The 22,358-nt window shown below is 54.0% G+C and carries 17 protein-coding genes; 9 read left to right on the forward strand and 8 right to left on the reverse strand.

The features are described from left to right. Together CCY01nite_RS23020 and CCY01nite_RS23025 are read right to left on the reverse strand one after the other, a co-directional pair. Nucleotides 1-414, reverse strand: coding sequence for a Na+/H+ antiporter subunit B (locus CCY01nite_RS23020; RefSeq protein ID WP_146866718.1), 414 nt, complete (start codon nucleotides 412-414; stop codon nucleotides 1-3). A 3-nt stretch (nucleotides 415-417) separates the two neighbouring features. Continuing rightward, nucleotides 418-2,721 (reverse strand): putative monovalent cation/H+ antiporter subunit A, encoded by a 2,304-nt coding sequence (locus CCY01nite_RS23025; protein WP_146866720.1) that lies wholly within the window; start codon nucleotides 2,719-2,721, stop codon nucleotides 418-420. Nucleotides 2,722-2,894: 173 nt separating this feature from the next. Here CCY01nite_RS23025 and CCY01nite_RS23030 point away from each other — a divergent pair, with 173 nt between their 5' ends. The 6 genes from CCY01nite_RS23030 to CCY01nite_RS23055 are packed head-to-tail and all read left to right on the forward strand — an operon-like array spanning nucleotide 2,895 to nucleotide 12,389. Then, a complete protein-coding gene (locus CCY01nite_RS23030; protein WP_146866722.1) occupies nucleotides 2,895-3,494 on the forward strand; it encodes an RNA polymerase sigma factor in 600 nt (199 codons plus the stop codon). Nucleotides 3,495-3,546: 52 nt separating this feature from the next. Beyond that, complete coding sequence (locus CCY01nite_RS23035; protein ID WP_146866724.1) at nucleotides 3,547-4,698, forward strand: FecR family protein; 1,152 nt, start codon at nucleotides 3,547-3,549, stop codon at nucleotides 4,696-4,698. A gap of 35 nt (nucleotides 4,699-4,733) precedes the next feature. Further along, nucleotides 4,734-8,108: a SusC/RagA family TonB-linked outer membrane protein gene (locus CCY01nite_RS23040; protein WP_222614478.1), complete on the forward strand. Its 3,375-nt coding sequence runs from the start codon at nucleotides 4,734-4,736 to the stop codon at nucleotides 8,106-8,108. A 24-nt stretch (nucleotides 8,109-8,132) separates the two neighbouring features. Beyond that, nucleotides 8,133-9,890, forward strand: a complete 1,758-nt coding sequence (locus CCY01nite_RS23045; protein ID WP_146866726.1) for a RagB/SusD family nutrient uptake outer membrane protein — start codon at nucleotides 8,133-8,135, stop codon at nucleotides 9,888-9,890. A gap of 3 nt (nucleotides 9,891-9,893) precedes the next feature. Further along, nucleotides 9,894-11,360, forward strand: coding sequence for a sulfatase (locus CCY01nite_RS23050; protein ID WP_146866728.1), 1,467 nt, complete (start codon nucleotides 9,894-9,896; stop codon nucleotides 11,358-11,360). 24 nt (nucleotides 11,361-11,384) lie between these two features. Then, complete coding sequence (locus tag CCY01nite_RS23055) at nucleotides 11,385-12,389, forward strand: glycoside hydrolase family 43 protein (protein ID WP_146866730.1); 1,005 nt, start codon at nucleotides 11,385-11,387, stop codon at nucleotides 12,387-12,389. Nucleotides 12,390-12,479: 90 nt separating this feature from the next. On the opposite strand, the gene CCY01nite_RS23060 is transcribed toward CCY01nite_RS23055, so the two are convergent. Genes CCY01nite_RS23060 through CCY01nite_RS23080 form a run of 5 tightly spaced genes read right to left on the reverse strand, consistent with a single transcriptional unit; the run spans nucleotide 12,480 to nucleotide 16,960 of the window. Next, the gene (locus CCY01nite_RS23060) at nucleotides 12,480-13,142 is read right to left on the reverse strand and encodes an SGNH/GDSL hydrolase family protein (RefSeq protein WP_146866732.1); all 663 of its coding nucleotides are present in this window, start codon (nucleotides 13,140-13,142) and stop codon (nucleotides 12,480-12,482) included. Nucleotides 13,143-13,176: 34 nt separating this feature from the next. After that, entirely contained in the window at nucleotides 13,177-13,971 is a 795-nt protein-coding gene (locus CCY01nite_RS23065; protein WP_146866734.1) for an SDR family NAD(P)-dependent oxidoreductase, read from the reverse strand. 18 nt (nucleotides 13,972-13,989) lie between these two features. Further along, complete coding sequence (locus CCY01nite_RS23070; RefSeq protein WP_146866736.1) at nucleotides 13,990-15,141, reverse strand: hypothetical protein; 1,152 nt, start codon at nucleotides 15,139-15,141, stop codon at nucleotides 13,990-13,992. Further along, nucleotides 15,138-16,103, reverse strand: coding sequence for a DUF2157 domain-containing protein (locus tag CCY01nite_RS23075; RefSeq protein ID WP_146866738.1), 966 nt, complete (start codon nucleotides 16,101-16,103; stop codon nucleotides 15,138-15,140). The genes CCY01nite_RS23070 and CCY01nite_RS23075 overlap by 4 nt, the downstream gene beginning before the upstream one ends. A gap of 2 nt (nucleotides 16,104-16,105) precedes the next feature. Beyond that, entirely contained in the window at nucleotides 16,106-16,960 is an 855-nt protein-coding gene (locus tag CCY01nite_RS23080; protein WP_146866740.1) for a pirin family protein, read from the reverse strand. 39 nt (nucleotides 16,961-16,999) lie between these two features. On the opposite strand from CCY01nite_RS23080, the gene CCY01nite_RS23085 reads away from it, so the two are divergent. The 3 genes from CCY01nite_RS23085 to CCY01nite_RS23095 all read left to right on the forward strand — a co-directional run bounded on the left by CCY01nite_RS23085 (nucleotide 17,000) and on the right by CCY01nite_RS23095 (nucleotide 21,107). Then, nucleotides 17,000-18,106, forward strand: coding sequence for a helix-turn-helix domain-containing protein (locus CCY01nite_RS23085; RefSeq protein ID WP_146866742.1), 1,107 nt, complete (start codon nucleotides 17,000-17,002; stop codon nucleotides 18,104-18,106). Nucleotides 18,107-18,183: 77 nt separating this feature from the next. After that, the gene (locus CCY01nite_RS23090) at nucleotides 18,184-20,100 is read left to right on the forward strand and encodes a M1 family metallopeptidase (RefSeq protein WP_146866744.1); all 1,917 of its coding nucleotides are present in this window, start codon (nucleotides 18,184-18,186) and stop codon (nucleotides 20,098-20,100) included. Nucleotides 20,101-20,168: 68 nt separating this feature from the next. Next, entirely contained in the window at nucleotides 20,169-21,107 is a 939-nt protein-coding gene (locus CCY01nite_RS23095; protein WP_146866746.1) for a bifunctional helix-turn-helix transcriptional regulator/GNAT family N-acetyltransferase, read from the forward strand. On the opposite strand, the gene CCY01nite_RS23100 is transcribed toward CCY01nite_RS23095, so the two are convergent. Next, on the reverse strand, nucleotides 21,098-22,288 hold the full coding sequence (locus CCY01nite_RS23100) for an acetyltransferase domain-containing protein (RefSeq protein WP_222614479.1): 1,191 nt from the start codon (nucleotides 22,286-22,288) through the stop codon (nucleotides 21,098-21,100). The two genes, CCY01nite_RS23095 and CCY01nite_RS23100, sit on opposite strands and share 10 nt — an antisense overlap. Nucleotides 22,289-22,358: the final 70 nt, after the last annotated feature.

Raw genomic sequence — 22,358 nt, forward strand, 5'->3', positions numbered from 1 at the left:
TCAGAGGATGTTTTCGGAGATGTTGAACAGGATGCTCAGCGTAATGCCGATCACCACAAAAAACACCCCGATGTCAAAAAATAAAGGCGTGCCCACCAGCCCGATGATAGGCACCGGCGTGCTGAACCACAGCGCTGTGAGAAAGGGCTTGCCGATGAATACCGGCGCCAGCCCGCTCAGCAATGCAATGGCGAGCCCTACCGGGATGAAAGCCCCCGGCGGATAGCGCAGCAGCTTCCGCGTGTTTTCCAGTTTGTTCGCGAAGGCGTGCAGCACAAAAGCGATGGAGGCCATCAGCCCGCCCACGAACCCTCCTCCCGGCGAGTAGTGGCCGCGCACAAGGATAAATACGGAAAAAAGCAGCAGCAGCGGCAGCAGGTAGTTGGACGCTGTTCTTAAAATAACACTCTTCATACGCTATTCTTTTTCTATTGCGCTGACCCTGAGTTTCAGCAGGCTGTAAACGCCCAGCGCGGCGATGATCAGCACGGTGATCTCCACCAGTGTGTCGAACCCGCGGAAGTCTACCAGCATCACATTTACCACGTTCTTGCCTTTGGCCATCAGGTAGGCATTCTCCGCGTAGTACCGGCTGGTTTCCTTGTTGGTGGGCTCATTCATGACTTCCAGCGCAATGACGGAGATCAGTGCGCCGAATACGGCGGATACGATGCCGTCCCGCAGCACCACTTTCCGGTCGTTGATCCGGAGGAAGCGCGGCAGGCGGAAAAGCACCAGCACAAATAATATGACGGTCAGTGTATCGATCGTGAACTGGGTCATCGCCAGATCCGGCGCGCTGTAGATCACGAACAGCAGGCAGATGCAATAACCTACCACGCTCATGCAGGCCACCGCCGTGATGCGCGACGAAGTGGAAATGGTTTTCCAGATGGCGACGATAATGATGCAGAAGATGGTGGCGTCGTAGATGGATATTCTTGAAACGTTGCTGAGATCGAGGTAAAGGTTGACGCCGGTGGCGATCTTGTAGGCCAGCAGCCCGCTCATGAATATCACGATGATGTAGACGTAGGAGCGGAGGTTGCCGCTGTGCAGCTTGTTGGTGTACCAGTGGCTGAAATCGTCGAATCTCCCCGCGCCCTTCAGTACCAGGGTTTCCGGGCTGAAGGGATCGTACCGGCGGATGGACTGCAACCTGGAATGCGCGGGCCGCCGGTAATAATACAGCCCGATTCCGCCCGCCAGCGTGAGGCCGCTCAGCAGCAGCACAGGATTGACGCCGTGCCATACTTTCAGCGGCGCGGTAACGGCGCCGGGAGAAAGGGACTGCACCACGGGCTGCATCAGCGAAGCGTCGGTCAGCGAAGGCAGGATGCCGTAGACGACACCGAGAATGGCCAGCAGGAGCGGCGGCACCCACAGCCGCATGTCCGGCAGGTGAACGTTTTTAAATGCCTCCGGCAGCTCGCCGCTGAAGGGCTTGATGCCCGCGAGGAAACCGGCGTACAGCAAGAGAATATTCGTCAGCACGGCCGCGGCGGTCAATAGTATGCCGAGGCTGTCGTGCAGGGTGGCTTCGTAGATCAGGTCCTTGCCCACAAAACCGAAGGTGAGCGGTATGCCGGCGCTGGACAGCGCGGCGAGCAAACCGGTGAGGGCAACGGGTTTCATCACTTTACGCAACCCGCTGAGCTGCGTCACGTCGCGCGTGCCGGTCTCATGGTCCAGGATACCCGCGGTGAGGAACAAAGCGGCTTTGTACAGCGCATGCACGAGGATGAACACGGCCACCGCCATCATCGCCTGTTCGCTGCCCGCGCCCAGCAGGAATACCAGCATGCCTAACGCCGCAATGGTGGAGTAGGCGAGGATGCCTTTCAGGTCCGTGCGCAGCGTGGAGTGGAAGGCGCTGTATAACATGGTGATGCCGCCAGCGATCAGCAGCGTGTAGTTCCAGTAAGGATGGCCGCCGAGCACAGGTGTGAACCTTGCCAGCAGGTAGATGCCCGCTTTTACCATGGTGGCGGAGTGGAGGTAGGCGGATACCGGGGTGGGGGCCTTCATCGCGCCGGGCAGCCAGAAATGAAAAGGGAACTGCGCCGATTTGGTGAATGCACCCGCGAACAGGAAGAATAATATCCATCCGTAATTGGCATGTTCTTTCAATGCGGCGGAAGACACCAGCATCTCCCGGATAGAATAGGTGCCGCTGATACCGCCCAGTAAAATAAAACCTGCCATCAGCAGGAATCCGCCGCCACCGGTGACAGCCAGCGCCATAATAGAACTTTTCCGCGAAGCGGGATCGTCATTATTGAATCCGATCAGGAAAAAAGAGCTGATGCTGGTCAGCTCCCAGAAAACAAATAATAATATGACGTTGTCCGACAATGCCAGGCCGAGCATCGCCGCCATAAAAATGCAGAGATAACTATAAAACCGGTCCAGGTAACGGTGCCCCTTCAGATAGTAAGACGCATAAAAGAACACCAGCGCCCCGATCCCCGAGATCAGCAAACAAAATAATAATGACAATCCGTCCGCCTTGAAATCCAGGTTAATACCCATGGACGGTATCCACTGATAGCTGAACAGCAATGCATTACCGTTGGCCGTTTCCGGCAGGAGGAACAAAAAATAGGTAAATAAGCCAAGTGGAAGAAGGGTCAGCCCCGCCGCTAACTTTCCTTTGACCTGTTTGCCGAAGAACAGGACCAGTATTGCCAGTAAGAAGCCGGAAAGTATTGCATAGAGCATCCAGGATGGGTTTGGTGAGCGCTAAATATAGCAAAAGTCTGCCGAAATTCTGAATGCGACAGGTGGATGTGATTCTTAACGGTTATTTAATTTTGTTAATTTTCATATTTAATTCCCTTTTTTTATCTTACATGCTGTAACCACTCCACGATATGTAACGCGCCTGTATCATAATGAAAACAGAACAATCTTACGGCCAACTGACGGACAACGAGTTGTTGCGTTGTGTTACGGACAACGACGAGCTTGCTTTTAACGAGCTGTTCGCGCGCTACCGGAACAGGCTGCTGGCATATTTGCTGAAGGTGACCAGATCACAGGAAATAGCGGAAGAAATGGTGCTGGACATCTTCATTAAAATATGGAACGGCCGTACGGGAATGCCGGGGATCGAGCATCCGGAAGCTTTTCTTTTTACGGTAGCGCGAAACAAAGCTTTTGATTTTCTGCGGCAGGTGAAGAAAAGCCGCCGGCAGCAAGCCGCGCTTTGGGAGCGCCTGCAGGAAAATCAGGCGGACCCGGCGGACAAAGAACTGATGCGCGGCAGCCTGGAAGCCACTATCCGCAAAGCCGCCAGCCAGCTGTCCCCGCAACGCAAAATAGCGTTCCTGCTCAGCAGGGACCACGATCTTACCTATGAGCAGATTGCCGAGAAATTGCAGCTCTCCACCAATACCGTGCGCAACCACATCGCGGCGGCGCTTCAGATCATCCGTTCACATATTCCTCCCGGGCTGGATATCATCATCCTGCTGATTTCTCTTATCCCGTAAAAAAAATCGGGCAGCCATTAGTACACCATCTTTTTTCCAACGTCTATCATATATGCAAGAAAACAGTTCATCACGCCTGCAGCATCTTTTTAAACTATATCTGGAGGGTACCATTACCAAAGATGAATATGCGGAGCTGTGGGAACTGTTGCAGGCAGCGGAAAACAGGGACGGGTTGTCCGCCCCGTTGCAGGAGCTGTGGGAAACCACCCGCGACGCGCCTCCGTTGCTGAAGGATGAAAAATGGACGGAAAAGTTGCGCCATGCCCGCACGAAGCAGCGGGACTTCTTCTACAGAAAGCTTGCCGCGGCCGTGCTCGTGCTTATATTCGGCGCCGCGGGATACCTGCTGCTGAAAGACCCGGAACGCCCGGTTACGCTCGTGGAGGAGGCAGGCAATGCGGATGTGCGCCCCGGTGGCAACAAAGCCGTTCTGACCCTTGCAGACGGCAGCACGCTGGTGCTGGACAGTGCGTCAAACGGGCAGGTGGGGCAACAGGGGAATGTCCGCATCGTCAAACTTGATAGCGGCAGACTGGCCTACCGCGGTGTGAATGTTGCAGCGCGCGAGATGGTATATAATACGCTTACGACACCACGGGGCGGGCAGTTCCAGCTTCAATTGCCCGACGGAAGCCTCGCCTGGCTGAACGCCGGATCGTCCATCCGTTTTCCGAACTTTTTCGGAGATAAGGAACGGGTGGTGGACGTTACAGGAGAAGTGTATTTCGAGATCGCCCGCGATGCGCAAAAGCCTTTCATCGTTCATGCCAGGGGCACCCGCATTGATGTGCTCGGCACGCATTTCAATATACAGGCTTATGATGCGGAGCAAGTGGCCACCACGTTATTGCAGGGAAGCGTGAAGGTTTCCAGGGGCGCGGCTTCCATGTTGCTGAAGCCCGCACAGCAGGCGCTGGCAACGGAAAACGGAGGGCTTCAGCTGGTGCGTGATCCGGATATGGATGCGGTCATCGCCTGGAAGAACGGCCTGTTCTGGCTGAAGGATGTGGACATGCCCACGCTTGCCCGTCAGCTTTCATTATGGTATGATATCGATATCGTCATCCAGGGACATATTTCACAACGTTTTAACGGTACTATTCCACGCAATGTAACTGTGTCCCGGGTATTCAGCGTACTGCAGGAAACGGGAGGCCTGCACTACGAGATCCGCGACAACCGCATTATTGTTTCACCGTAGAATCCCTCATTCTTTACCAAACTAAAGTATAATGTATGTTTGAAAATTTACTTTTCAAAGGCACCGCCATGCTGTTAAGGTCCGCTGCGCTGATCGCGCTGACGATCTGCCTGCAGTCCGGCACGGTGTCTTACGGCCAGAAAGTGAGCATCACGCAAAAAAATATGCCGCTGGCGGAAGTGCTGAAAAAGATCAGGGAACAAACCGGCTACAACTTCGTTTTTACCAGCGACGCGCTGGAGAAATCCGTGCCCGTTACGCTGGACCTAAAAGATGCCGGCCTCGACAAAGTGTTGCAGCTCATCTTTTTATCGCAACCGCTTGCGTTCACGGTGCAGGATAAATTCATTATTGTAAAGCCGCGCAAGGCGGCAGCCGCGGCCGAAAGCGCCAGCGCTCCGGCTCCAATAAAAGTGGCGGGCACGGTGACGGATGAAGAGGGAGCGCCGCTCACGGGTGTGAGTGTGCGCATACAGGGAACGGCGCAGGGCGCCATGACGGATGACAAGGGCGCTTTCTCCCTGCAGGCGGAACCGGATGCTGTGCTCGAATTTTCTTTTATCGGATTTGAGCCGCAGCAGGTGGAGTTAAAAGGAAAAACATTTGTTGACATAAAAATGAAAGCCGTCGCTTCGGGTCTCAGCCAGGTCGTTGTCGTGGGCTACGGCACCGCGAAAAAGAAAGACCTTACCGGCTCCATTGCGAGCATCGACGCAACCCGGTTCAATACCCAGGCCACCACGAACCTTACAGAATTTTTCAGCGGCACGGTGGCCGGTCTCAGTTCCAACCAGGGCACTTCGGCGGACGGCGGCGGCTCGCTGGAGATCCGCGGCGTTAACTCACTGCAGGGTTCCACGTCGCCGCTGATCGTGCTGGATGGCGTGATCTATAACGGTAATATCCGCGATATCAGCCCGTCCGACGTGGCAACGATAGATGTGCTCAAAGACGCCAGCGCGGCAGCGGTATATGGTTCCCGCGCTGCCAACGGCGTGATCATCATTTCCACCAAGAAAGGGCGCACGGGGCTGCCGGTGATCAATTTCTCCACCACCATCGGTTACGCCGAATCCGCGAAAGACTACTGGTCATTTGGTCCCGCCGAATACCTCCGCTTCCGGAAAGACCTGTTCGATATTCTCCGCCCGCAACACGATTACTACTACCACGATCCTTTTAATCTGCCGGATAGCGTGTCTATTGACGAATGGCGCAATTTCAGCAACAACCCCAATGCCAACGATACCGTTGAATGGCTGGGGCGCCTTAACCTCAACGCGCTGGAAATCCAGAATTACCTGGCCGGCCGTACCGTGAACTGGTACGATGAAGCGATGCAGAAGGGCCTGCGCCAGCACTACGACCTCAGCGTGTCCGGCGGCGCTCCGAAGATCAACTACTACTTTTCAACCGGCTATACCCGCAACCAGGGCATTGTAAAAGGAGATGAGATCAAAATATTCCGTTCGCGGCTTAACCTGGACGCGCGTATTTCGGACTTTATCCGCGTAGGCATCAACTCACAGTTCTCCGGTACCGACAACAGTTCCGTGCCGGTGCCGACGGGTGATATGGTGGACCTCAGTCCCTATGGCAGCATGTATAACGCAGACGGTACGCTGAAGCTGAATCCGCAGGATGACGCGCTTTTCCGCAACCCGTTTCTCGAATACCAATACAAGGAGCAGCTCAACAAAACCAATGCGCTGTTTGCCACCCTGTTCGGCGAGGTCACCTTGCCGTTCGGGTTCAGCTACCGCATTTCTTTCCAGAACAGGCTGGCCAACACGCGCAATTACCAGTTCTGGCCTTCGTCTACCGTCAGAGGCGGTATCTCGCACATCAACGGGTACGGCAGCCGGGATGATGATAATACCTATGAATGGATGGTGGATAATATCCTTCGCTGGAACAAGACTTTCGGGCGGCATGCTTTTGACGTGACCTTGCTGGCGAATGCGGAGAAGCTGCAAAGCTGGAGCTCCTCGCAAACGAATGAAAATTTCCAGACGAGCGAGAACCTTTCCTGGCATGGATTGCAGTTCGGCAGCAATCCTACGCTGGGCAACAATGATGCGGTGCGGACGGGGGACGCGCTCATGGCGCGGGTGAATTATACGTTGAAAGATAAATACCTGCTGACCGCATCCTGGCGCCGCGACGGCTTTTCCGCTTTCGGCCAGCGGAACCCCCGGGCCTATTTCCCCGCTGTAGCCCTGGGATGGCGCATTTCGGACGAACCCTTCTTTAAAGTGCCCTGGGTGGACCAGCTGAAGCTCCGCGCTTCCTGGGGCGTGAACGGCAACCGCGAAGTAGGCACTTATGCGGCGCTTGCCAACCTTAGCAGGAACGTGTATTTCGATGGAACAAACGTTATTACCGGCGTCACCAATGCGTCGCTGGCCAATCCCGATCTCAAATGGGAGCAGACGGAATCCTGGAATGCGGGCATCGACCTGAATGCATTCAACGGACGTGTCAATCTCACACTCGACGTATATCGTTCCTTCACGAACGACCTGCTGATCAACCGCTCGCTACCGGTCATCACCGGCTATGCGGACATGATCACCAACCTCGGCCAGCTTTCCAACAAAGGGATAGAACTGAACCTCACCACCGAGAACATACGGAACAAACACTTCTCCTGGCGGTCGAATCTCACGTTCTACGCCAACAGGAACAAGATAGAAAAGTTATGGGGCGATTACGAAACCGTTACCGTCAACGGAAAGGAAGTGCGCCGCGAGCTGCCGGACTATTCCCGCGGCTGGTTCCCCGGCCAATCCATCGACCGCATCTGGGCATATGACATTGTTGGTATCTGGCAAACGGCGGAAGCGGACGCCGCGCGGAAATACGGGCTGTCGCCCGGCGATTTCAAGTCCCGAGATGTGAATGGCGACAGTATGTACCGCCAGTTTGACGACAAGATGTTCCTCGGTTATACCACGCCCCGCTACCAGCTGGGGTTGCGGAATGAATTTACCATTTACAACAACATCGATGTGATGATCTTCCTGCGCGCGGACCTGGGGCATTACGGCACCCGGTCCGACTTCAACCGGCCCAGCTCCAATACTTTCGACAGGAGCAATGCCCGTGCGCTGCCATACTGGAGCAAGGACAATCCTTCCGACCGTTATCCGCGCCTGAATGTGAACAACAGCGCTTATGAAGGCGGCATCGTGATGTATGAGTCCGCGGCATTCCTGCGTGTGCAGGACGTATCCGTTGCGTACAATTTTCCGAAAGCATTGCTGGCGCCCGTGAAGCTCTCCGCGCTGAAAGTATTTGTCAGCGCCCGCAACCTTTTCACTTTTACAAAATGGACGGGCTGGGACCCCGAATCACGGAACGCCGCCATGCCGCGGATATTCTCGGCAGGGCTTAACACTACGCTGTAAAACGTTAACATCAAACAGAACAACATGAAACCGATCAGATATGTCCTCCTCTTCGTTTTGACGGCCGTTATGCTGGCCTCGTGTTCAAAAGACTGGCTGAAGCCGGAGCCGCTTTCTTTCTTTGCGCCGGAAAACCTGCTGGTAGACAAAAAGGGGTATGAAGCCTTTATGATCACGCTCCGGAAGAACCTCCGCAACACGGTTTACGGTGAATTCAACACCATCGTTTCCGAAGGTGTTTTTTCCGAACTGGGCGTTGCGGGGCCGGTGAATAACAACGCCATCCGCAATATGGACCGCCAGCTGACGCCCAGCGCGGACGGCAACTATTATGTGCTGGCCAACTATCAGTGGGGCTACCGCCCGATTCGTGTAGCCAACACCGTGATCACCCGCATCGATGATATCACCTGGGACAATGAGCAGGACCGCAACAGCATCCTCGGCGAAGCTTTCTTTCACCGCTCGTACTGGTATTACCTGCTGGTGCACGAGTTCGGTGATGTGCCGTTTATCGGAAAGGAGTTGATGTCCCCACGGCTGGATTTCAGAACGCATGCCCGGACGGCCATTCTGAAGAAGCTCATAGAGGACATGGAGTTTGCGGTGCAGTGGATGCCGGAGAACACCGTGCCGGGGGCGCCGTGCAGAGCCGCCGCCTTTCATTTGCTCACGAAGATCTATCTCGCCGCCGGCGAATTTGAAAAGGCGGTAACCGCGGCCACAACGGTCATCAACGGCAAATACAAGCTCGTGCAGCAACGCTTCGGCATAGATGCGTCAAAAGCCTACCGCAATTACATATGGGACCTTCACCGCCCCGCCAATATCCATCACGCCGCCAATACGGAAACCATCCTGGCTACGCTGGACCGCTTTGAGCTGACCGCGGATGCGCGGACCTCCGGGTTATATACCCTGCGGAACTATACGCCTTCGTGGTGGACACGGGCGCTGGACAGCAGGGGCAGCAACGGCACGGTAGACAACGGTCCGCAGTACGATTCCCTGGGGCGCGGTGGCGCCGTTCTCCGGCCATCTCCCTATTACACCGGCGATATATGGACGGACCCTAATGATCTGCGCCGCCTTGACGGCAACTGGATCTTCAAGGAAGACCTGAAATATAACAACCCGAAGTCCGTTGACTTTGGTAAACCCATCGACCCTACCAAAATGCGCGCACTCGCCGATACCTTCCAGCATTACTTTTCATTTCCTTACTACATCGCCTACGTGCCGCAGGGCAGTAAAGACCAGGTACCGAACGGCGGCAACGGCGACTGGTATATCTTCCGCCTGGCGGAAACCTACCTGCTGCGGGCGGAAGCCTATTTCTGGCTGGACGACAAGGGCGCCGCGGCCGAAGATATCAATGCCGTGCGCAGGAGAGTGCATGCGCAGGATATATCCGCCGGCGACGTAACAATTGATTATATACTGGATGAACGCGCCCGGGAACTGTTCGGCGAAGAGCCCCGTAAATCGGAATTGACGAGAATTTCCTATATTATGGCCGCGAATCACTACAACGGATATACGCTGGAAAATTTCAGCACGAAGAACTACTGGTACGACCGCGTGATGGAAAAGAACCATTTTTACAGGACGCATCTCAAATGGGGCGAAAACGAATGCCGCATCAGTCCCCATCACGTGTTATGGCCCGTACCCGCCGAAGTGATCAATACGAATACGCTCGGGGTGATCAATCAGAACATTGGCTATCCCGGCGCGGATAAAAATCAGCCGCCGCTGACAGTTATCACGCCAAACGATTAGCATATGAATAGTAAGAAGATCTTCAGCCTGTTCCTGCCACTGGCTATTGCCTGCAGCGTACAAGCCCAGCAGCGGCCGAACGTGCTGTTTATTTGTGTGGACGACCTGCGGCCCGATCTCGGTTGCTATGGCAACCCGGAAGTACATTCTCCGAATATCGACGCATTTGCGGAGAAAGCCGTTGTATTCAGGAAACAGTACGTGACAGTGCCTACCTGCGGCGCCTCCCGGATCAGTATGCTCACGGGCCGCTATCCGCGTACGAAGGCCGCATTGAGCAACGACGCGGCGGAAAAGCTGCTCGCGAATCTGCCGCGCAACGGAAAGCCGGAAACATTCATCGAGAACATGCGGCGTAATGGATATTATACCGTCGGCATCGGGAAGATCAGCCATTCCGCGGACGGCTACGTATATCCCTATACGGCATCCCGCAGCAATCAGCTGGAATTACCGAATAGCTGGGACGAAATGCTGATGGACCCGGGCAAATGGAAAACCGGCTGGAATGCGTTTTTCGCTTATGCGGACGGCTCCAACCGGCAAAGCCGGAAAGGGAATGTAAAACCTTACGAAGCAGGGCAGGGGGAGGACGATGCGTACCCCGACGGGCTGACGGCAACGCTGGCGGTGCAAAAGCTGAAGGAACTGTCCGCAAAAGGCCAGCCTTTCTTTCTCGGCGTAGGCTTCTTCAAGCCGCACCTGCCTTTTAACGCGCCCAAAAAGTATTGGGACATGTACGATGAATCAAAGTTGTCGCTGACGCCTTCGCCGGATATTCCTGAAAATGTCAATGCAGCCAGCCTGCACCCGAGCGCGGAATTTGCTTCCTACAAAGCCGGCGATGAACGTGCTTCGCTGAAAGACCCTGTTTCTGACGCCTATGCCCGGAAGTTGCGGCATGCGTACTATGCCGCCGTAAGCTACATGGATGCGCAGGTGGGCAAAGTGCTGGAAGCGTTAAAGCAGAACGGGCTGGATGAAAATACCATCGTTATTATCTGGGGCGATCATGGCTGGCAGCTGGGCGATGACCGCGTATGGGGCAAGCACACGCTGTTTGAATGGTCGTTGCGCAGCGCCTTCCTGGTAAGGACGCCCGGTATGGAGAAAGGTTTTATCTGCGACCGCGTGATCAGCTCCGCGGATATCTATCCAACGCTGATGCAGCTTTGTAATCTCAGTTCGCCGGTTAAAACAGATGGGAACAGTTTTGCGGGATTGCTGGCTTCGCCGGATGATGCCACCTGGCGGGATGTGGCTTACAGCTATTTCCGGCAGGGGGTTTCCATGCGCACGCCGCGTTACCGGCTTACAAAATATTTCAGGGAAGCGCAGCCCGCCGTTGAGCTGTACGATCATGAAACCGACCCGTTTGAGAACAAAAATATTGCCGCCACTCAACCCGCGTTAATAGCGGAACTGATGAAAACCTGGGAAAAGGGCAATACAGGGCTGTTTTCAAAATAACGGCACATTACATATCTTGTAAGCATGCAACGTACATTATTATGCTGCCTGATGCTGCTGGCCGGCATCTGCGCGCAAGCCCAGGAAACCTTTACCAATCCCTTGCTGCCTTCGGGCGCTGATCCTTTTTCGTTTTATAAGGACGGATACTATTATTACACGCACACCAACGGCCGCAGCATCGTGCTTTGGAAAACCGCCAGCCTGGCGGACCTGAAGACAGCGCCCCGCAAAACCGTTTATACGCCGCCCCGTGATTCCGCGTACGGCAAGGAAATCTGGGCGCCCGAGATCCATTTCATCCGTGGAAAATGGTACGTCTACTTCGCGGCGGACGACGGGAACAATCACAACCACCGCATGTACGTGATCGAGAATGATTCGCCCGATCCGCTGGAAGGTACCTGGACGTTCAAAGGAAAGGTAGCCGACCCCACCAACAAATGGGCGATCGACGGTAACGTATTTGAACACAACAGGCAACTGTATATGCTCTGGTCCGGCTGGGAAGGCGATGTAAATACCCATCAGAACATCTACATCGCTAAAATGAAAAACCCCTGGACCATTGAAGGGGATCGCGTGCTGCTGTCCACGCCCACGTACGATTGGGAAAAAAGCGGTCAGAAAGTGACGGTGAATGAAGGGCCGCAGATATTGATGAACGGAAAGAAGCTGTTCATTGTGTATTCCGCCAGCGGCTGCTGGACGGACTTTTATGCCCTCGGCCTGCTGACCTTCACCGGCAAAAAGAATCTGCTGGATGCAGCTGCCTGGAAAAAAGCGGAAGCGCCGCTGTTCAAATTATCGAAAGAAAACGGCGTATATGCGCCCGGTCATAATTCATTCTTTATGTCCCCCAACGGCAAGGAGAACTGGATACTTTACCATGCGAACGACAACCCCGGAGATGGCTGCGGTGGCAAACGCTCCCCGCGCATGCAGCCGTTTACCTGGAAGAAGGATGGAAGCCCTGACTTTGGTGTGCCGGTGAAGCCCGGAACACCGCTGCCGGTACCCGCGAAATAATAAAAGAGGCTGCATCAAACCTGAAGTCCCCAAAAGATCAGGGCATTTCAACTCCGATGCAGCCTCCTTTTTTGTGCACATGGCGCAGTATTACAAAGTCTTGATCACCTTCCACATCGCGTCCGCCACCTGTGCATTCCCTTCTTTATTAAGATGTACGCCGTCTGTGGTGAGAATCCCTTTTTCCCTGTTGTCAGCATTGTGCGCGATGTTGTAATCGGTGAACAGCTTGCGGAGGTCAACCAGCGGTAGTTTCGTGTCTTCACTGATCTTGCGGATATTGGCGCTGTATTTGTCGAGGTCCGCATCCTGGGCGTTGCCGCCGTTCTTCTTTTCACCGATCACGGCAGGCGTGCAAAGGATCACTTTAGCATGATGCGCCTGCAGCTTTTTGATCAGCGCCCGGTAGAATTTCTCGAATTTGTCGTAGTCCGTGCCCGTGCCGGAAGAAGTCTTGTGCCACACATCGTTCACACCGATGTAGATCACCACGATGTCCGGCTGTTTGGACAGTACGTCTTCCTCCATCCGCAGATAGAGATCGTACACTTTGTTGCCGCCGATACCGGCGCCGATCAGTTCATAGTTGTCCGCTCCGGCTTTCTTTTTCATCTGGCTGATATACCCTTCCGGCTGCACGCCCGCGGCGGTAATGGAATCGCCAAAGAAGATCACCTTCTTCTTTTTGGCCGGCGTGTAAGATAACAATGCCAGTGTGCTGCATACCAGGAGCATCAGGGAAAATCTTTTCATGTTACGTATAGAATTTAATGATCAAAACATTTTATCAGAGAATGGACCTCACGAGCCCGCCGTCCGCCCGGAGCGCGGCTCCATTGACGGCGGCAGCGAGCGGACTGGCCACATAGGCTACGAGGCTGGCGATCTCTGAAACGTCCGCGAAGCGCTGGATGAGCGACGAAGGGCGCATGGTCCGGAAAAAATCTGCTTCTGCTTCCGCGGCGCTGACATTCTGCGCGATCGCCAGCTGGCGTACAAATTCGTTCACGCCTTCGGATTTAGTGGGACCGGGCAGTACGCTGTTCACCGTTACGGCGGTATTTTTCGTCAGTTCCGCCAGTCCCCGGCTCACGGCCAGCTGCGCCGTTTTCGTCATGCCGTAGTGGATCATTTCATCCGGCGTCATGATGGAAGATTCGCTGGAGATGAAGATGATACGTCCCCAGTTCTTGGCGAGCATTTGCGGGAAGTAATGGCGGGAGAGGCGGATGCCGCTCAATACGTTTACCTCAAAGAAACGCAGCCATTCTTCATCGGTTATATCAGCAAAAGGTTTGGGTTCAAAGATGCCGGCATTGTTGACCACGATGTCTACTTCCGGTACTTTTTCCAGCAGGGCGGACACCTCTTCTGCTTTGGCGAAGTCTGCCGCCACGCCGGATACGTTGGCGCCGTTCACGGCCTGTTGCAGTTTCTTCACGGCTTCGGCGATCTTGCCGTCTGACCGTCCGTTAATGATGACCGTAGCGCCTTCTTCCAGCAACCGCTGCGCGATCGCAAATCCGATTCCTTGCGTAGATCCGCTTACAAGAGCGGTCTTTCCTTTTAATTGCAGGTCCATTTTTGTTCATTTTATAGATCAGTAATCACTGCCGGCGCCGCCGCCACCTCCGGAACCACCGCCGAACCTGAATCCCTGCGGGGGCTTCGGCGTTTCGTGGAAGGTTTCCGCGATCACCAGCGATTCAATTTGCAGCTTTTCAACATCATCATGCTCATCATCGTCCTCTCTTGTGAAGCCGGCCTTCGGCTCTTTCAGGTAGTGGGTAACATACCATGCCAGCGCGATCACCACCGCACCCCCTACAGACATCGCCAGTTCGGCCGGCAGTATGCCATAATAGTAGCGGACGGTGAATACGACAGCACCTGTCAGCAACAAGCCCACCCGCAGCAGCGCGAGGTTCCTGCGCCGGATGCCAAGGTAAATATAAGCCGTGGGCACCGCCACCGTAAATATCCAGAACAGCCATCCCAGCCGCATGGGCGCACGGAACATTTCTTCACCGATCTCCCGTACAACATAATAATTGCCGGCAAGGTAAAACGTGATGAGCGAGAGAATGGACAATATTTCAAGGCAACCAAAGTAATGGCGGAAGCGCTGCTCCCGCAGGAACCTTGCAGACAAGCGGTACAGCAGGAGGGAGAGGCCCATCACCACAAAGGGTAGCAACGTCTGCGCGGTACTGCCGAGATGGAAGCAGGTGAAGAATATCATCGCTATAAAACCGGCAAAAGCCACCGCACACATCAGCACATTGGCGAAACGCAATGTGAACAAGGTTCCTGCTACGAATATCAGCATATATATCCAGGCATCATCCAGGTCAAAGTCAGTTGCTATAAAAAATCCGCTAAGCATGAATGCGCCGCTCATCCACATTAGTGCATCATCCACGCCTGAAGCAAAGTGATGCTTCACCCGCACAAACATTTCCAGCGCCAGATAAAAAAGAAAGCTGAAAAAGAAGGTCAGCGCTGTGACAGATTCCGTGCTGCTGCCGACGGTAAGCAGCAGTATACACATCCCGAATACGGAAACCCCGATGACGGCCGTAGCAATGAACAATCCGATGCGGATAAAAGGATTCGGCGTATAAAAGCGCACCGGGCAGGCATGCAGCACGGCGGCCTTTTCCGCTTCCGTGATGCATTGCTTTCTACAGGTGGTTTCCACTTCCTGCTGTATCAGCCGGTTGTCAAGGCTTGCCTGGTCATACGCGATCATGGGCGGCGCAGTGTTTTATTCAGGCGAAGCAGCAGGAATACCATGCCCGTGCCTGAAATGATGAAATACAGGAAGGTCACGACCGTATCTACAGCAACGGTTTCCAGCCAGCGCAACACGATGTAGTTCAACTCCACGTAGCCATACAACACCACTACCAGCGCGAAATAGAAGGAACGGTAACGGAATGCCTGCCATAACATGAACGCACACACGCCAGCCAGTATCCCGGACCAGGTGAGCTTGCTGTCAAACACGATCAAAGCGCACAGCAAGGCAATGAAAAGAATATGTGTGCCGAAATTGCTGTAGGTGAAAGCGAAATGTCTTTTCAGTTTTTTATGCTGACTGACGAAGGCCACCGCCAGCAGGATCAGGCCGAGCAGCATGCCGGTATAGATCAGCCGGTCGCTGGAAAAATCGTTGCGGGAGAAAATGCGGTAGGGGGTAATGGTGACGCCCATCCAGGCGGCGAAGTTGGTGATGGCCAGGCTGAGCACGCCGAGATGATCGAAGTAATAGGCGCTGAAAAGCAGCACGACCATCGGGATGAAGGTAGCCATACCGTAACGGGTGCCGAACGTTTCATATTGCACCTGCAGGTAAGTAAGAAAAGTGACGAGCAGCAGGCATGCCAGCAGGATCGCATATTCCGCGAATACGCTCGGGGAATCTACTTTGGTCCATGCAAAAGGCTGCCGGTGCCGGAAGCTGTAATAAAAACCGCCGAGGCAGAGGAAAGCGATCACAAAAAGTACGGCCTGGTGACTGATGGTATCGATGTTCTTGTAAACCAGCACGCCCAGTCCGCCGCTCAGCAGCAGCACGCCGAGGTACAGCACCACCTTCAGCTCCCAGTGTACGGAAAGCAATTTCGTGCCCGAAGCGGCCTTTGTTTTTTCGAGGGAAGCCGCGGAGATCAATCCTTCTTCCGCCAGTTTTTCAAACAGGGAAATATTCATAATCAGTATTCAAGCGTGCCGAACCGGCCGTTCCTGTAGTCTTCCATCGCCTGTTCCACTTCTTCAGGCGTGTTCATGACAAAGTTGTCTTTCGCGGCAACGGGTTCATCGATCGGTTCTGCGGAGAGATAGAGGATAGCGGAATCTTCGGCGGCGGTGATCACGATCTCGTCGTTTTCCCGGTCGAATACCACCAGCTGGTGCATTTGCGCCGTTTGCTCATTGACGTTGATGCTGCCTTTGGACACGTAGAGCAAAGCCTGGTAGCCGGGTATGGCCGCAATATAAACGGTTTTACCTTTTTCAATGGAGCCGGTGATGGCGGTCACGGGCGTGAAGCTCTTCATTGGGCTTTTCTTTCCTTCATATTCGCCGCTGGCAAGCCGCAGCTGCACGCCGTCCTGTTCCAGCACAGGCGGCAGCGCTTCTTTTTGGGCGGACTGGTAATAAGGTTCGTCCCATTTATTGGCTTTGGGTACGTTCACCCATATCTGTATCATTTCCTGTATGCCGCCTTTTTCCAGCATTTCTTTCGTGGGGCCTTCGCTGTGCAGCAATCCTTTTCCCGCGAACATCCACTGTATGCCGCCGGCGGCAATGGTGCCGGAATGCCCGGCATTGTCCATATGATACCCCTCGCCCTGGATAAAAAACGACACCGGTGAAAAGCCACGGTGCGGATGCGGATGTATGCGCATCGCCGAGCCCGCCGGAATTTCCTTCGGCCCGATGTGGTGCAGCACGATAAAAGGATTGGCAAACCTGAAATCCTTATGCGGTAACGGCTGTATCACCGTTTCATCCGCCGTGATGCGCTTTTCCCTGCCCTGCAAGACATGCCTGATAACCTTTCTCATATTGTAAATATAACCAAAGAAATAATATATTAGTGGCGCATGAAACTGGATGTGTTTTCGTTAGTGGTTTTGCTCGGCGCGCTGCAGGCGTTGTTCTTCGGGATCTACCTGCTCTTTTCCCGTTCTCCCAACAAACTGCAGCAACGATCGCTCGCCATTTTTATCCTGATATTGAGTTATAACGGTTTTGAAACGCTGAACTGGAGCTCGGGGTTGACGAGCCTGGTGTATGTATTCAGCTTTTTTCCTTTTGTACTTGTATTCGGCCTGGGGCCGGCTTTATACCTTTACTACCGCTCCTTTCGCAGCAGCGACCCTGTCCGCCACCCCCGCTATTATTATCTTGTGATCTGGGTGCTGCTGGCGTTCCGCGCTGTGCTGGTAGTGTTATGGGTGATGTATGCGCAAAGCGGCAGATCTCTTGCAGGTTTGATTGAGATCGACAACAAATATGGAATGATCGCGGAGCCGTTGTCCGTTGCTTCCTATGTGATTTATTATATACTGGCGGCGGGTGTTTACCGTAAGCTGCGGCGGGAGCTTGCGGGGGATGATGCCTCGCTGGTCTTACGCTGGCTGGGGACCTTGCTGATCGTAACCGGTATTTTTGCACTGGTATGGCTGGTGACGGTGTTTTCACCTTATGTGACGGGCATCTGGGATGGCCGGCAGTATTATGTGATAGAGGTTTTGCTCGTTATTTTTATTTACTGGATCGGTTTTGCCGGCTATCACCGCACGAAAGTGATCTATGTCGCTCAACAGAAAAAAACGCAATCCTATTTTGATAATCTTTCGAAGGATGAGATCGACGGCAGCCTGGCTGCACTGCAAAAGGCCATGGAACAGGATAAGCTGTACCTCGATCCCGATCTGAATATCTCCGCGCTGGCGGCGCAAACCGGCATCAACGCCAAAACGCTTTCATCGGTGTTGAATCAGCGGCTGAACAAAGGGTTTAATGAATATGTGAATGCTTACCGGGTGGAAGCCGTTAAATCGAAAATATTAAATCCTGCCAACAGCCATTTAACGATCACCGGCATCGCTTTTGAATGCGGGTTCAATTCCCAGCCTACTTTTCAGCGGGCTTTCAAGGCGGCAACGGGCATGACGCCGAAGGAATTTCAGTCAAAACACCGCTGACTGCTATTCAAATCCGGATATGAATAGGCGCCGGCGCGGCATTTTCATTGGTTTGTGATCAAAAAAGATCACATTGTATGAAAGTATTATGCAGCCTTGTACTGATCGTGTTAACCGCTCCCTTGTTATCATGCGCCCAGTCCTTTCCCCGTTTTACCGGTACCTATCAGTTGAAGGTGGAACCCTTGCGGATATTTGCCATAGAAGAGGAAAATGGTAAGCTGTTCTGGAAAGATGAAACCCATATCCGGCGGGTACTAAGGCAGGAGTCCGCGTCGAAATTCATGCTGGACAGCCTGAAGACCCCGGCAGGACTGGAGTTCGCGCCCGGCAAACTCTACATTACGCAGGATGGCCGTTTTGAGGCACTGAAGATCCGGGAAACGACCGATTTACCCAAAGCGAAACGCATTCCCAACCGCCGGAACGGGTTTACCCGCGCCGATACCCTGCGGGGGCAGTTATCCGGGTACCGGAGTTGTTACGATGTCACTTACTACCACCTGGATGCGGCGATAGCGCCGGCCCGGCGGCATGTGTCCGGCAGCAACCTGATCCGCTTCAAAGCGCTGGCTGATATTGATACGCTGCAAATTGACCTGTATGAGAACATGGTGCTGGAAAAGATCCTCTATAAAGGCCGGGAATTGCGTTTTACGCGGGAATATGATGCGGTGTTTGTCCGGTTTCCTGCAACGGTCCCGCGGGGCATGGAAGAAGAGATCATTGCTTACTATCACGGCCAGCCGCAGGAGCCGGACCGCGGCGTGCCGATGAACGGCGGTTTTCTCTGGCGGAAAGACCGCGATGGAAAGGATTTTGCGCAGGTGGTCTGCCAGGGTTCCGGGGCGAGCCTGTGGTGGCCGAATAAAGATCATCTTTCAGATGAGCCGGACAGTATGCTGATCAGCATTACCGTACCACCGGGATTGCAGAACATTTCCAACGGCCGGTTAAGGGCAAAAAAGGAACTGGCGGATGGCAGCACGCGCACGGACTGGTTCGTCAGCTACCCGATCAACAATTATAATGTAACCGTCAATATCGGAGATTATGTCCGTTTTTCGGATATCTATGTCCGCCACGGCGATACGCTGACGCTGGACTATTATTGCCTGCCCTATCATCTTGAAAAGGCGAAGGCGCTCTCGCAAAAAGTAAAACCGATGCTGGCTTTTTATGAGCAATCCTTCGGGCCGTATCCTTTTCCCCGTGACGGATTTACGCTGATCGAAACCCTGCATGCCATGGAACACCAGAGCGCTGTTGCGCTCGGCGGTTTTGGCGGCGATGCGGGGGAGCTGGAACGCCTGATGTGGCACGAGGTGGCGCATGAATGGTGGGGCAATAGCCTGAGTTGTAAGGACATGGCGGATTTCTGGCTGCATGAAGGGTTTGCCACGTATGCGGAAAAGATGATGATCGGGCAAACGAAAGGGGAGGAAGCGGCGCTGAAAGCGCTGGAACAGGAAAAGCCCGCCAACCGTGAACCGCTGATCGGTGAGCACGATGTGAACCATATATTTTACGAGTTGTGGGACGTTTATTCCAAGGGCTGCCGCGTAATACATACCCTGCGCAGCGTGCTGGACGACAGCGCCGTGTTCTTCGACGTGCTCAAAGCCCTGCAGGAACATTTCAGGTATCAGACCATCACCACAGAAGATGTGACCGCCTTCGTTGCGCAGGTGACGCACCGGGACCTGTCGGGCTTCTTTGAGCAATACCTGCGGCAGACCAGCGTGCCGGAGCTGACCTGTTTTATTACAAAAGAAGACGGTGCTTTATATGTATACTACAAGTGGAGCGGCACGGTGGAGCGCTTCCGCATGCCGGTAAAGGTCACGCTGGAAAAGGACAGCTTTTCTTTCATTTACCCGGAACAGGAATGGAAACGCAGCGAGCTGAAAGATATGACGGAAAAAGATTTCAAGGTGCGCACCGAGGATTTTTACATCCGCGTTAAACGCCTGAGCTCCCTGAAGGACATTTAATTGACTATGTCAATTAATTTAGTTGACTAAATCAACTAAATTGTATATTTGGTGAAAATATACATGACATGGAGGCGGAACAACTTATTGCGGATATCCGGCAGTTCAACCGTTTTTATACTTTACAGCTTGGCCTGTTGCAGCAGCATGTGTTTGACAGTGAATATTCCCTGACGGACATTCGCGTGCTGTATGAGATCCACTTTGCGGGGCGTACCACGGCCACGGGCATACGGGAAGCGCTGAAAATGGATGCGGGCTATCTCAGCCGCATTCTCCGCGGCTTTGAAAAGCAGGGGCTGCTCATCAAGCATCCATTGCCGGAGGACGGGCGTTCCTTTTACCTGCAGCTGACCGCCCGCGGCAGGAAGGTGGTGACCCGTATGAATGAGCTGTCCGACCACCAGATACAGGAAATGCTGAAGGGGCTGGACCACACGCAGCAGGAACAGATCGCCGGCGCGATGGGCACGGTGCGCCGGCTGCTGAAGGCGCCGAACAGTACACCCAGGCTGGAAGACATCGTCATCCGCCACGAGCTGCGGCCCGGCGATATCGGGGATATTATCCGGCTGCACGGCGTATTGTACGCAAAGGAATTCGCCTATAACATCGATTTTGAAAAATATGTGGTGTCCACCTTCCATGAGTTCCTGCCTGCGTATGATCCGGCGCGTGACCGGCTCTGGTTGGCTACCTGGCACGGGGAACTGGTGGGGCTGGTAGCGATCATCCACCGCGGAAAGGCGAAAGCGCAGCTGCGCTGGTTCCTTATCCATCCGTCATTCCGCGGGATCGGTTTGGGTAAGGCGCTGATGGACAAAGCCATGGCTTACTGCCGGAAGAAAGCCTTCCGCGAAGTGTACCTGCTTACCACGCATCAGCAGGATGTAGCGGCAAAGCTCTACACCCGCGCGGGATTTGTGAAAACAGGCACGGAGCCGCAACAGATGTGGGGGCATGACCTGTATGAGGAAAGATATGAGCTGAAGCTGCGTCAGAGGTAGCTCAGCCACCATTTCCGGTGCGTTTGCTTATAGGCGGCGTACCGCTTGCAAAGCGGGTACAGCAGCGCTACTACGCCGATCCATACCAGGTATACGGTCCCGAGGGGATAACCGAAATCCGGCGGCCTGAACAGGAAGGGCACCTGCGGGTTCGCGATATCATTCACGCCGTAGCCGGATACAAAGAACATGATCAGGCAAAGCAGGTGAATGAGATAGAAGTGCAGGATGTAATAAAAGAAAGGCACGCTGCCGTAGATCTTCGCGATGTCTGTAAACCGGCTCTTTTTGCCTTCGAGCCAGGCGAGCACCAGCAGGGCGGGGCCGAGGGTGGCGCAGGCGTACATCAGTGAGGGGGGATATTTCTGTACGTTCATGAAATCCCCGAGCGTGGCGGCCCAGTGTGGCTGGGAGGCCCAGGGGCGAGGGTCCCCGTACCCGTTCAGCCATCTTACCACAACAAACACAACCATCATCGTTATACCGGTCGCTACGAGTATCCGTTTCCGTTGTACAGTGCCGACATCCGCCTGAAAGAACCGCCCAAACCCATATCCCATCAGCATAATACCTAGCCAGGGCAGGAAAGGGTACAGTACAATGAAACCATGCCCCGGCAGATATTCAAAGAAAGTATACCGCGTCTGGTGCATCAGCTGCCACCACAGTCCGGCTTCGAAACCCGGTTTCGCTTCCACATAATTCAGGAGGTTATGCGAAGCCGTGATGAGCAGCCCCAACCCCAGGATCACCTGCCAGGGCAGAAAAACAAGCAAGGCCAGGCAAACAAAAGATATCCCGATCGCCCATATCACCTGCAACACCACTACATTCATAAGCGGGTTAAAGCTCAATGCGAACGATACCAGCGTGATCTCCACAAGAATAAGCCAGAGCCCGCGTTTCATCAGGAAGCTGCTGATCTCCTTCGATGTTTTCCTGCCATTCATCAGCTGAACGGACAGGCCGGAAAGAAAAACAAATACCGGCGCGCAGAAATGCGTGATCCAGCGTGTGATGTACAGCATGGGATGCGTGGTCTGCACGTCCAGCGGGTCTTGCGTCATGGCGGTGGAATGGAAAAAATCGCGCGTGTGGTCCAGCGCCATCAGGATCATTACCAGGCCCCTGAGCACATCAACGGAATAAATTCGTTCGCGGGGAATAGACAGTGGTTGCATGAAAGGGATATTGTAGTATATTAGTATGGAGATGCCAAAAGGCATTTTTAACCATTTCCTATGTAGCAGC

It is taken from the genome of Chitinophaga cymbidii (assembly GCF_007992715.1).
Taxonomy (GTDB): Bacteria; Bacteroidota; Bacteroidia; order Chitinophagales; family Chitinophagaceae; genus Chitinophaga; species Chitinophaga cymbidii.